We start from the raw sequence: 12,316 nt of genomic DNA on the forward strand, positions 1-12,316 counted from the left end.
GCGTCCGTGCGGCAGCAACAACCCTGTTGTTGTCCGGATCTTGCGCCAATCGGGGGTGGGCCCGGGTTGGGACGGCTCAGTGGGTGGGGGGTCTACTACCGGGGGTAGGATTGATTCGTGACTCGGTTGGGCGATCTTGAGCGTGCGGTGATGGACGTGCTGTGGGACGTGGTTCCCGGCACGTCGGACGGGGTGACCGTGCGCGAGGTGGCCGACGCGCTCGATGGTCGTGAGCTGGCGTACACCACTGTGATGACGGTGCTGGACCGCCTCGCCGGCAAGGGCATGGTGCAACGGGAGCGGGAGGGCCGGGCCTGGCGGTACCGTCCGGCGGCCAGCCGCGAGGCGCACATCGCTCAACTCATGCTCGACGCCCTCGACCTGGGTGGCAGCCGGGACGCCGCACTGGTGCGCTTCGCCCGCTCGGTGACCGGCACCGAGGCCGAGGTGCTGCGAGCGGCCCTGGGCAGCGAGGCCGGCCTGGCCGGGCCGGGCTCCACCGGCGGCGACGCGGGCGGGGCCGACGCCCTGACCGACCGGGTGGACGGGCCGGCGGGCCGACGACCCGCCGGCGAGGCAGCGGAGCGGTAGGGCGCGCGCCATGGCCTACGCCGTGCACTTCGCCGCCACGATGCTGGCCTGCTATCTGACTGCCCAGGTGTTGGCCCGCTCCACCTGGACGTGGCGCAGCCCCCGGGTGGCGATCGTCTGCTGGCAGGCCGTCGGGTTGGCGTTGGGCCTCTCGGCGATGGGCCTGCCGATGGCGCTCGGGTTGAGCGCGTACGACAGGCCGACCGGCAGCGCACTGCTCGCCCTGGCCAACGACCTCGCCCACGGCGCCCTGCCGATCGGGGTGGGCACGTTCCACCTGGCCGGCGTCGGCGTGGGCTTCGGCATCGGGGCGGTGCTGGTCACGACGACAGTGCGCAGCATCCACGGCACCGTACGCGCCCAGCGTCGCCACCGGGACCTGCTCTCCCTTGTCGCCCGGAACGACCCGGCCGCGCCGGGCGCGCTGGTGTTGGATCATCCGAGCGCCGCCGCGTACTGCCTGCCGGGCGTGAAGCCGCAGGTGGTGGTCAGCGCCGGCACCCTGAGCCTGTTGGACCGGGCCGAGCTGGCCGCGGTGCTCAGCCACGAGCGTGCGCACGCCCACGAGCGGCACGACCTGGTGCTGCTGCCTTTCACCGCGCTGTGCCGGGCACTGCCGTGGTTCGGCTGGGTGCGCGACGCGCACGAGCGGGTCGCCCTGCTGGTCGAGATGCGCGCCGACGACAAGGCCCGCGAGCTGCACGCCGAGGCCCCGCTGGCGGGTGCGCTGCGCCGGTTCGCCGCCGCCGGGCACCGGATCACCCCGGCCGGCGCGCTCGGCATGGGCGACCGGGATCTCGACGTACGGGTGCAGCGCCTACTGGTCAGCGACCGGCCGCCCCGGGTGCTCGGCGCCACCGCCCTCGCGGTCGCCACCACCCTGGTCGCCCTCCCGGTCACCCTCTTCCTGAGCTGACGCCCACCGGGCACCGCTGAGCCCACGCGGGAGCCGCGCGGAGGGCGCTGCCCCGCGCCCCGGGCGCGCCCTCGCACCCCGCTTCCCTCCCCGACGCGCCCCGCACCGCGCGCGCCCCGCACCGCGCGCGCCCCCGCACCGCGCGCCCGGCACCCTCGCAAGATCGCACTCGATCCAGGATCGAGGGGCATCTCGGGGTCGCGAGACCACTACATCCAGGATCGAGCGCGATCTCCTCAATTACTACGTGGCGTAGTAAAGTTTCCTACGACAGGGCGTAGTAGGTCTTACCAGTAGGCAAACTACGTGTAGGGTGGCTACGACAAGGGAGCCAACGCTATGGAGGGCTGGTCATGGACACCCTGCTCCTCGCCCGCCTGCAGTTCGCCACCACCACCTCGATCCACTTCTTGTTCGTGGTGGTCACGCTCGGGCTGGTCACCCTGCTGGTCGGCATGCAGACCGCCTGGGTGCTCACCGGCAACCCGAAGTGGGAGCGGCTGACCCGCTACTGGGGCCAGCTCTACGTGATCAACTACGTGCTCGGCATCGCCACCGGGATCGTGATGGAGTTCCAGTTCGGGCTGAACTGGAGTGGCCTGTCGCGCTACGTCGGCAACGTCTTCGGCGCGCCTCTGGCCATCGAGACGCTTGTGGCGTTCTTCCTGGAGTCCACGTTCCTCGGGATGTGGATCTTCGGCTGGCACCGGCTCGGCAAGGGCGTCCACCTCGCGTTGCTCTGGGGTGTGGCGATCACCGCGTACGCCTCGGCGTTCTGGATCATGGTGGCCAACTCCTGGCTCCAGAATCCGGTCGGCTACGAGGTCCGCGACGGGATCGCCCACCTCACCGACTTCGGCGCGCTTCTCACCAACCCCAGCCTCGGCATGGCCTTCGGGCACGTGGTCTCGGCAGCGCTGCTGGTCGGCGGGATGCTGATGGCGGCGGTCAGCGCCGGGCACCTGATCCGGCGTACCCCGGACTTCGCGCTCTTTCGCACCTCGCTGCGGATCGGCCTGGTCACCGCGGCACTGGCCATCACCATGGTGCAGGGGTTCGGTTTCGCCCAGTTCGGTCCGGTGGGCTCGGTACAGCCGACAAAGTTCGGCGGCGACGGCCCGGAGAGCCAGGCACTGATAGCCGAGTGGACCACGCGGTTCGGCCCCGGCGACTACACCCCGCCGGCGCTGGCCAGCGTCGGGTTGGGCTTCATGATCCTGATCGGTTTCACCCTCGGCTGCGTCTGGCTCCTGCTGCCCCTGCTCTTCCGGGACTGGGTCATCCGACTGCGCTTCCCGCTCTGGCTGATCGTGCTCGGACTGCCGCTGCCGTTCATCGCTGTGATCCTCGGCTGGATCTCCCGGGAGGTCGGCCGTCAACCCTGGGTGGCGTACGGGCTGCTCCCCACCGAGCAGGCCGTCTCCCCGGTCAGCGCACCGCTGATGCTCACCTCGCTGATCGGGTTCAGCCTGCTGCTGGGCACCCTCGCCGTCACCAACTGGGTGCTGCTCGCCCGGCACGCCAGGCGCGGCGCGGCCGACCCGGCCCTCGGCCGCCCACCGGCACCGCCCAGCGAACCGGCCCACCCCGAACCCGCCCTCCTCTGAGGAGTAGACAGTGGACCTCGCCTGGTACGCCCTGCTCGGCCTCTTCTTCGCCAGCTACCTGGTGCTCGCCGGCTACGACTACGGCGTCGGGCTGCTGCTCGCCCGCGGCGTCGGGCCGGCCGGGCGGCGGGAGGCGCTCACCGCGCTCGGCCCGTTCTTCCTCGGCAACGAGGTGTGGCTGGTGGCCGCCGTGGGCATCCTCTTCGGCGCGTTCCCCCTGCTGGAGGGCGAGTTGCTCGCCGGCTGCTATCCGGCGGTAGCCGGCGCGCTGGTCGGCGTCATCCTGGTCACCGTCGGGGTGCAACTGCGCAGCCGACCCGACGACGAGCGGATCCGGGCCCGCTGGGACCGCGTCGTGATGATCGGCAGCGTCCTCGCCGCGCTGGGCTGGGGCGTGCTGCTCGCCGCGCTGTTGCAGGGCGTCCCCCTCCAGGCCGACGGGCACGTCGCCGGCGTGGCACACCTGGCGACCCCGTTCGCGGCCGCCGCCGGGTTGGCCATGGTCACAGTGGTCGCGGTGCACGGGGCGACCTTCCTCACCCTGCGACTGTCGGCCGAGGCCGCCGTCGTGGTCGGTCGTACGGCCCGCCGGCTGGTGCCGGTGGCGCTCACCGCTGTCGCAGTGGCCACCGTCGTGGGCCTGCTCTCCGCCCGGGTACGCGACGCCGTGCAGCGGCCGGCGGTGGCCGTACTCCTGCCGGTGCTGCTCGTGGCGGCGCTGCTGGCGGCCCGCGCGGCGCTGGCCCGGCGGCGGCCAGGGTGGGCTCTGGTCGCCACCGGCGCGGCCCTGGCGCTGCCGGTGCTGCTGGTCGGAGCCGCTCTCTGGCCCTACGTGCTGGTGTCCACGACCGACCCGGACGCCTCGCTGCGGGTGGCCGACGCCGCCGCCAGCGCACCGACACTGCGGCTGCTGGGCTGGGTGGCGCTACCGCTACTTCCGGCCCTACTAGGCTTCCAGGCGATGTGCTGGTGGGTTTTCCGAGGACGGACCGACGGTAGGGCACCGGTGTACTGGTGAGCCGCCGTCCGTTCGACCCGCGTCTGCTGCGCCGGGTCCCTGCGGCCCGGGGCGATCTTGCCGTGCTCGGGCTCCTGGGGGTGCTGGCCGCCGGGTTGATCGTGGCGCAGGCCACCGCGCTCGCGTCGCTGCTGGCCACCGCGATCGACGGTCGGCTGGATCGACCGGCGCTTGCCGGCTTCGTGGTCGCTGTCGCCGCCCGCTCGGCACTCGTCTGGGCGCAGGGCACGGTCTCGGCGCGGGTCGCCGCCACCGTCAAGGCAACGCTGCGGGCCGACCTGCTCGGCGCTGTGGGCCGGCACGGGCCCGGGTGGGTGGCCGGGCAGCGGGCCGGTGAGATCGCCACACTGGCCGGGCGTGGGTTGGACGCGCTGGACGCGTACTTCACCGGGTACCTGCCGCAACTGGTGCTCAGCGTGACGGTGCCCCTGGCGGTGCTGGCGCGGGTCGTCTTCGCCGACTGGAGTTCGGCGGTGATCATCGCGCTGACCTTGCCGCTGATCCCGGTCTTCGGTGCGCTGCTCGGCTGGCAGGCGCAGGCCGCCACCGAGCGGCAGTGGCGGCGGCTCGCGCTGCTCGGCGGGCACTTCCTGGACATGGTCGCCGGGCTGCCCACCCTGCGCGCGTTCGGGCGGGCCCGGGCGCAGACCGACGTGGTACGCCGGATGGCTGACGGTCACCGCGTCGCCACCATGAAGACGTTGCGGATCGCGTTCCTCTCCGCGCTGGTCCTCGAACTGGTCGCCACCCTCTCGGTGGCGCTGGTAGCGGTGCCGGTCGGCATCCGCCTGCTCGGCGGTGGGCTGGCCCTGCAGACCGCGTTGCTGGTGCTGCTCCTGACGCCGGAGGCGTACCTGCCGTTGCGGGCCGCCGGTAGCCGCTTCCACGCCAGCATGGAGGGGCTGGCCGCGCTGGACGAGGCGTTGACCGTCTCCGCCGCGCCCCCCGCGCCCCGGGCCGCCGAGGGCGCCACCGTCCCCGACGCTCGGGCCGAGATCCGGTTCGAGGGGGTGACAGTGGCGTACGAGCGGACCACCGCGCTGCGCGACGTCACGCTGACCATCCGGCCCGGCGAGCGGATCGCCATCATCGGTCCCAGTGGCGCCGGCAAGAGCACTCTGCTCGGCCTGCTGCTGGGCTTCGTGGTGCCGACCAGCGGCCGGATCACGGTGGACGGGGTCGACCTCGCCACCGCCGACCCGGACGCCTGGCGCCGGCAGCTCGCCTGGGTGCCGCAGCGGGCCCACCTCTTCGCCGCCTCGCTGGCCGACAACATCCGTCTCGGCGCGCCGGACACCCCGGCCGACGTCCTCGCCACCGCGGTGCGCGACGCCGCCCTGGACGACGTGGTGGCCGGCCTGCCCGACGGCCTGGACACCCTGCTCGGTGAGCGCGGTCACGGGCTGTCCAGTGGGCAGCGGCAGCGGGTGGCGCTGGCCCGTGCGTTCCTGCGCGCCGCCCCGGTGGTGCTGCTCGACGAACCCACCGCCCGCCTCGACACGGCGGCCGAGGCGGTGGTGCTCGACGCCACCCGTCGCCTGGTCGCCGGGCGGACGGCGCTGCTGGTAGCGCACCGACCGGCGTTGCTGGCCGACGCCGACCGGATCCTGCGCATCGAGGACGGTCTGGTCACCGAGTTGACACCCGAGCCGACCGGGAAGGCCGCCCGATGACCGGGGAACACGGGCGGGCGGTGGTGGCCGACGCGGCACCGGCCGGGCGGGCCGCCGCCGAGCGGGCAGTGCTGCGACTGGCCCGGCCGTACCTGGGCCGCCTGATCGGAGCCGGGCTGCTGGCGGCCGCCACCGAGTTCGCCGGCCTGGCCCTGATGGCCACCGCCACCTGGCTGCTGATGAGCGCCGCCGGTCAGCCTCCGCTGGACCGCCTCACTGTGGCGATCGTCGCGGTCCGGGCGCTGGCGATCAGCCGGGGCGTGTTCCGCTACACCGAACGGCTCGCCGGGCACGACGCGGTGCTCCGCATGATCACCGATGTCCGGGCCCGGGTCTTCGCCACCCTGGCGGCCCGCCGTGGCACTGCGCACCGCTCCGGGGACGTGCTGAGTCGACTGGTCTCCGACGTGGAGGCCGTGCAGGACCTGTTGTTGCGGGTGCTGGTGCCCGCCTCGGCGGCGGCAGTGGTCGGTGTCCTGGCGGTCGCCGTGGCGGCGCTGATCTCACCACCGGCCGCTGGCGCGCTCGCCGTCGGGCTGCTGGTCGCCGGGGTGGCGCTGCCCGCGTTGGCCACCGCTGTCACCCGCCGCAGCGCGGCCGAGGTGGCCCCCCTGCGGGGCGCGCTGGCCACCGACGCGATCGACCTCACCCACGGCGCGGCCGACCTGGCCGCGTTCGGGGCGACCGACGTCACGTTGCGCGCCGCCGAGCAGCGCGCCCACCGGCTGGCCCGGCTGGAACGTCGGCTGGCCGCCACCGGCTTCGCTGTGGACGCGGCCGGCGTGCTGGCCGCCGGCGTGACCGCGGCAGCGGTGGTGCTTGTCGCGCTCGCCGCCGACGTGTCGGGCGTGCTGGTGGGCGTCCTGGCCGTCGGCACACTGGCCGCCGTCGAGGTGACGCTGGTGTTGGTCGCGGCGGCCCGGCAGTGGACGCAGCTACGGCCCGGCCTGAGCCGGGTGGCCGACCTGCTCGACCCCGACCCGCCGACCGCGCCGCCGGCGGCCGGTCCAACGGACCTGACCGGCCCGCACGAGCTGCGTTTCGACGACGTGACAGTGCGGTACCGGGCCGGTGCGGCGCCCGCCCTGGACGGGGTCAGCCTGGACCTGCCCGCGGGACGCCGGATCGCTGTCGTCGGCCCGAGCGGCGCCGGCAAGAGCACACTGGCCGCGGTGCTGACCGGCACCGTCCGGCCCGTGTCCGGCCGGGTCACCCTGGACGGTCAAGACCTCTCGGCGTACGCCGAGGAGGCCCTGCCGCGCGCCGTCGGCGGGCTGCTGGCCGAGGCGTACGTCTTCCATGCCACGGTGCGGGAGAACCTGCTGCTCGGGCGGGCCGGAGCGGGCGAGGAGGAGCTGACCGCGGCCACCGCCGCCGCCGGACTGCTGGACTGGGTCCGCGCTCAGCCGGCTGGCTGGGACACGCTGGTCGGCGAGGAGGGCGGGCAGCTCTCCGGCGGGCAGCGGCAGCGGCTGGCGCTGGCCCGGGCACTACTCGCCGCGCCGCCGGTGCTGGTGCTCGACGAGCCCACCGAAGGTCTGGACCCGACCGCCGCGGACGCGGTGCTCGCGTCCGCCCTCGCCGCCACCCCCGCCGGGCACTCGGTGCTGCTGATCAGCCACCGGCTCAGCGGGCTGGCCGAGCTGGACGAGATAGTGGTCCTGGACGGCGGTCGGGTGATCCAGCGTGGTCGGCACGCCGAGTTGGTAGCGGCCCCGGGCTGGTACCGGGACCAGTGGCTGCTCCAGGCCGCGGCCGAACGGGGTTACCTGGCGCTCGCCCCCTGACCCGACTCGGGGACGGACCAGGGTTCTCCCGGACGTCGACCGGCGGGAGTCCGTGGCAGTGTGGTGCCATGGGGCGCGGTGAGGACGTGATGGTCGACGAGCACCTGCGGGAGCTGGCCGCTCGACTGCAGGGGCCGGCGCGACTCAAGTCCGACCTACTGACCGAGGCCCGACACGGGTTGCTGGACGCCGTCGAGGCGTACCGCGAGAGCGGGGTGCCACCCACCGAGGCGCAGCGCCGGGCGGTGGTGGAGTTCGGCTCACCGGCGCAGGTGCTCCCGTCCTGGCAGGCCGAGCTGGCGGTGGGCGCCCTGCGTGGGCTCTCCCTGCGGATGCTGGCGATCGCTGGGGTGGGGGTGTTCGCCGGTGATCTGACCTGGCGGGGGTCGAGCTGGAGTGGTGGCCCACGCCCTCCGGCCGGCTACCTGCTGCTCTCCAACTCGGTCGACTGGATCTGGATGAGCGCGCTGGCGCTCTCGGTGGCCGGTCTGCTGGTGGTCTGGGCGACCGCGCGAGCGCCACGGCCCGGCCTGGCCCTGGCCCAACGCGCGGTGGGCGCCGGCCTGACCGGCGTCCTGATCCTCGGCATAGTGGCCGGCAGCGCCCTCTTCACCTGGTCGCTCAACCTCTGGGACGCGGCGGCGCACTGGCCACCGATGATCATCGGTGCGGTGTTGGTGGGCGGCGCCTACTTCTCGCTGACCCGCGCGGCCCGCGGCTGGCTGCTGGCCGCCACGCGCTGATCGGCTTCGGATTCGAGCGGGTCAGGCCGGGGTGGGCGGGCTGCCGGGATCGAGGAACCGGCCGACGGTCAGTTGGAACTCGCGCCAGCCGGCCCGCTCACCGGCCAGCGCCCGCCGGCCGGAGTCGGTGAGCTGGTACGTCCGCCGTTCCCGGCCGCTGACAGTGCTCCAGGTGCTCGCCACGTGACCGGCGCGTTCCAGGCGACGAAGCGCCGGATAGATGGTGCCGGTGGGCAGATCCAGACTGCCGTCACTGCGGGCGCGCAGCGCCTCGATGATCGCGTAGCCGTGCAGCGCGCCCTGTTCGAGCACGGCGAGCAGCAGAGCGTCGAGATGGCCGTGCAGTTCCTGGGCCTTCATGCGTAGCTACGCTACTTGTCGAACCGCCGCTTCGCCAGCGGTGACGACCAGCAGGTCGGACCCGTGCGCCAACCGGCCACCGGGGTGCGGGCATCGGTCACCCAGGGCTGCCGACTAGGGTATGTGCCCAGAGTCACTCGCCGGTCAGAGACCCCGGTGGGTGGGCAACCCGAAGCACACGGAGGTCAGCGTGGCCCGCCAGTCGCCCCAACGGCCCGACGCCGACGAGCCCGAGCTCGACGACACCACCGGCGCGGCCGAGCCAGACGAGACCGAGACCGACCGCCCGTCGGCGTCGATCGACCGCTCACTCTGGGACGAGCTGCGCATCGACCCAGTGGAGATCGCCCTGCCCGCCGGCACCGGCTTCACGCTCCGGGCGTACCGACCGGCCAGCTCGCTGACCCCGACCGACGTGACCGAGCGCGACCAGGACGACCCCTTCCTCGCCCGCCGCCAGGCGATCGAGGAGGAAGAGGACGACGAGACCGTCGTCATCCTCGACGAGGAGCTGGCCCAGGAGTTCGCCGACGAGGACGACGAGTCGAAGCGCCGCCGTGACGGCGCCGCCGCCGACGCCGAGACCGACGACGAGTCGGACGAGGCCGTCACGGACGAGGCGGACGACGAGGAGGTGCCGGTCTTCCTCAGCAACCGAGGCAAGCTGCTGCTGTTCAAGACCCCCGAGTCGCTTGTCAGTTTCATCCGATCCGGTGCGCCAAACGATCTGTCCCAACTGGACAGCTGGAATGAATTGTCCGAACGGGTGGAGCCGGCAGATATCGCTCCGCTGGACGAGGACACCTACGAGCTCGACCTGGTCGTGGAGAACCTGCGCGGCGGGCACGACACGTGGGATTCGACCCTGCTGATCGAGGCGGGTGAGGCCGCGCGTGACCTCTCGTACGCATTGCGGCTGCCTGCGGTACTCGACATGCTCTCCGCCGGCTCCAGCCTCGACGACCTGGACGAGGCGCTGCGTGGCACCGCCAACGGTGGGATCGGCGCGTTCATGGCTCGGCGACGGCTGAAGAAGATCGGGGCGCAGACCGCAAGTTTGGGTTGGCGCACCATTGTCGGCAAGATCTCTGCGGTGGTGGACTGGCGCGACTGACCCGTACCGGGGAGCATCAGTTGCTGGCAGAGGAAAGACCTGTCCCGGGAGGAGGACGACGCCGTGGCGCTCGTGCGCGTTTACTGCGGTCTGGCCTCGGCGGATTCGGCTGACCGACCGGCCTCGGCCGGTTCGATGCTGACGTCCGCTGTGGTCGACGACGCAGGCCGTCTGCTGCATGTCTGCGAGATCAGCGATGACGCCGCTGGCTACGCCCAGCTCGTCGCGCTGCTCGTGGAGCGGTCGGGCGGGCCGAGCGGTGCGGCCATCGCCGCCGACAGCGACGACCACACGGTCACCTCGCTGCTGAGCGCGGCGGGGCGACCCCTGGCGATCGCTGACGACGACTCGGTGGACGACTTCGCCGAGCGGTTCGCCGATGACGACTCCCTTGAGGAGATGCAGTCGCCTCCGGTCGAACGACGGGCGGTCGGCCTCGCCCGCGCGTTGCAGGCGGGGGCGCTCTCCGCCGTCACCCTGCCGGCACCCCGGGACCTCGCCGGCTACAAGCAGGTGCTCGCCGCGCACGCCGCGCTGGCCAGTGGCCGACACTCCGCCGCCGTGGCGCTGCGCGAGGTTCTGCGTGAGCTCTACCCGGCGGCCCTGCGCGCATACCCGGACCCGGCCGAGCCGGTCTCCCTGGCCGTGCTGGACGCGCTGCCCGAGCCGGGCATGCTCGGCGGCACCGTGGCCCGGGGCCGTGAGGTGTCGGTCGCGGCTGATGCCATCGCCGCGCACCTGGCCGCGGACGGGGTCGCCGATGCCGAGGAGATCAACGAGGCGGTCACCGCCCTGCGGGTCGCCATCTCCGAGACACCCCGACGTGCCGCGGTCAACCGGGCGCTCACGTCCGCGGTGGCCGAGACGGTCCGCCAGGCCGTCGCCTCCGTACGGGCCTGCGACGCCGGCTGTGAGGCGCTGGTCAGCGCGCTCAGCTCACGGGTCAGCACGCCTGTCCAGGCACCCGGGCGGCGGGCCGCGGCCCGCCGCGGCGAGTCCGTCGGCGAGTTGACCGGCCTGGCCGGCACCAACGCCGGGATGACCGGCCTCGCCGGCACCAACGCCGGGTTGCGGTCGGTCCGACCCACCCCGGCAGCCGCCGACCCGGCGCCCGCCGTCGGGCGGCGCAGCCGTCCCGAGCCGGTCCCCGGTAACGCGCCGTTGGCGTCGCCCCGCCCGCTCGGGCCGCCGCCGGTCGCCCCTGCGCCGGTCACGCCGCCGCCGGTCGCACCCGCGCCGATGACCCCGGCGGCGATGGCTGGTCCGCCGGCGTCCACGCTGCCCAGTCGCAGCGAGCCGCTTCCGAGCCGGATCGACGGCCCGACCAACCGGCCCGTCTCCTCTCCGCCGCCTCCGCCGCCCGGGATCACCCCGATCGCGCCGACGCAGCGCGGCATGGTGCCGCCAGCCGAGGCCGGTGAGCCGTTCCGGCCGACGCTGACCACCGCCGCGATCAACAACGCGCGGGCCGAACGGCAGCGGACGGTCATTCCGCCCCGCCCCAAGACCAACGGCGAGCCCCGGCCGAGCCACCAGCAACGCCCTGTCGACGAGCCACCCACCGGCGGGTTCAGCGCCACCGATCTCAGCATTCCGGTGCCGACCCCCCGGCCGGGGCAGGAGGCGGCACCGCCCGGCTCCCGAGCCAACTGGCCGCTGGTCAACAACCCGGAGGACCCGTCCGACAGCTCACCGAACAACCCGGTGGCCTACTCGTACGGCGGCAGCCGCGGTGTCGACGCCCCGACCGACCCGGGTCGGGCCGACGGTCGGGTCACCCCGCCGTGGTTGGCGGACGACCTGCCTCCGGAGCCGCCGATGCTGCGGCTGGTGGAGCCGCCGCCGCTGGCCGACCGGGCGCTGCGCGAGGGGCTCAACCCTCCCGCGGACCAGCACCTGGAGACGCCGCCGCTGCGCCTGGTCGACCGGGAGCAGGCCGCTCGCAACGGTCGGGCGGCTGCCCGCACCGAGCGCGCCGCCGAGCACCGGCCGCCGCCCCCGGTCGAGCACCGGCCGCCGCCGATGGAGCACCGACCGCCGCCGGTCGCCGATGAGGGCGACGGCGATCTGCTGATCTTCGCGCAGGCCAAGTCGGCCTGGTTCGTCGGGCAGGCCGAGGAGTCCGACCTGGACTGGTCGACCACCGCCGACACCGGCTGGCAGGCCGCGGAGCAGGCCGCCCGCCCGGCGGTGGGCGCCGAGACCAACGCCGGGCTGCCGAAGCGCGTGCCGCAGGCCAACCTGGTGCCGGGTTCGCCGCTTCGCGAGGAGCGCCCATTGCGGATAGTGCGTGATGCGGCAAGCCTCGCGGAGAACACGACCGGCTACTTCCGTGGCTGGCGTCGCGGCCAGGAGATCGGCGGTTTCGCTGTGGGTGGTCGGCCCGGTCGCGAGGCGGCCGGCGGCTGGGACTTCAGCCGCGACCACGGGGACCGCGACGACGACCGGGAGTACGAGTACCGCTCGGCGGGCTACCAGTCCTGACCCCCTTTCTCACACGTAGAAGC

10 protein-coding genes are annotated in these 12,316 nt (G+C 73.7%); 9 read left to right on the top strand and 1 reads right to left on the bottom strand.

Annotated elements, in window-relative coordinates; all coding sequences use genetic code 11:
- Positions 1–117: 117 nt before the first annotated feature.
- The 7 genes from NIE111_RS11910 (at position 118) to NIE111_RS11940 (ending at position 8,335) form a co-directional block, all read left to right on the top strand.
- Positions 118–591, top strand: a complete 474-nt coding sequence (locus NIE111_RS11910) for a BlaI/MecI/CopY family transcriptional regulator (RefSeq protein WP_238684467.1) — start codon at positions 118–120, stop codon at positions 589–591.
- A 10-nt stretch (positions 592–601) separates the two neighbouring features.
- A complete protein-coding gene (locus NIE111_RS11915; protein WP_112624284.1) occupies positions 602–1,507 on the top strand; it encodes a M56 family metallopeptidase in 906 nt (301 codons plus the stop codon).
- Positions 1,508–1,860: 353 nt separating this feature from the next.
- Positions 1,861–3,114, top strand: coding sequence for a cytochrome ubiquinol oxidase subunit I (locus tag NIE111_RS11920; protein ID WP_238684468.1), 1,254 nt, complete (start codon positions 1,861–1,863; stop codon positions 3,112–3,114).
- 10 nt (positions 3,115–3,124) lie between these two features.
- Positions 3,125–4,132: a cytochrome d ubiquinol oxidase subunit II gene (locus tag NIE111_RS11925; protein WP_238684469.1), complete on the top strand. Its 1,008-nt coding sequence runs from the start codon at positions 3,125–3,127 to the stop codon at positions 4,130–4,132.
- Positions 4,129–5,805 (top strand): thiol reductant ABC exporter subunit CydD, encoded by a 1,677-nt coding sequence (gene cydD / locus NIE111_RS11930; RefSeq protein ID WP_238684470.1) that lies wholly within the window; start codon positions 4,129–4,131, stop codon positions 5,803–5,805. The genes NIE111_RS11925 and cydD overlap by 4 nt, the downstream gene beginning before the upstream one ends.
- Positions 5,802–7,592 carry a thiol reductant ABC exporter subunit CydC gene (gene cydC, locus NIE111_RS11935; RefSeq protein ID WP_308193665.1) on the top strand — a complete coding sequence of 597 codons (1,791 nt, stop codon included), beginning with the start codon at positions 5,802–5,804 and terminating at the stop codon, positions 7,590–7,592. Before cydD ends, cydC begins: the two co-directional genes overlap by 4 nt.
- Positions 7,593–7,660: 68 nt before the next feature.
- A complete protein-coding gene (locus NIE111_RS11940; protein ID WP_238684471.1) occupies positions 7,661–8,335 on the top strand; it encodes a permease prefix domain 1-containing protein in 675 nt (224 codons plus the stop codon).
- Positions 8,336–8,356: 21 nt separating this feature from the next.
- On the opposite strand, the gene NIE111_RS11945 is transcribed toward NIE111_RS11940, so the two are convergent.
- Complete coding sequence (locus tag NIE111_RS11945) at positions 8,357–8,695, bottom strand: PadR family transcriptional regulator (RefSeq protein ID WP_238684472.1); 339 nt, start codon at positions 8,693–8,695, stop codon at positions 8,357–8,359.
- 160 nt (positions 8,696–8,855) lie between these two features.
- Between NIE111_RS11945 and NIE111_RS11950 the strand changes: the two genes are divergently transcribed.
- The gene (locus NIE111_RS11950) at positions 8,856–9,809 is read left to right on the top strand and encodes a SatS C-terminal domain-containing protein (protein ID WP_238684473.1); all 954 of its coding nucleotides are present in this window, start codon (positions 8,856–8,858) and stop codon (positions 9,807–9,809) included.
- Between the two features lie 39 nt (positions 9,810–9,848).
- Positions 9,849–12,293, top strand: coding sequence for a transposase (locus NIE111_RS11955; RefSeq protein WP_238684480.1), 2,445 nt, complete (start codon positions 9,849–9,851; stop codon positions 12,291–12,293).
- Positions 12,294–12,316 lie beyond the last annotated feature (23 nt).

This window comes from Micromonospora hortensis, from assembly GCF_022230935.1.
Taxonomy (GTDB): Bacteria; Actinomycetota; Actinomycetes; order Mycobacteriales; family Micromonosporaceae; genus Micromonospora; species Micromonospora hortensis.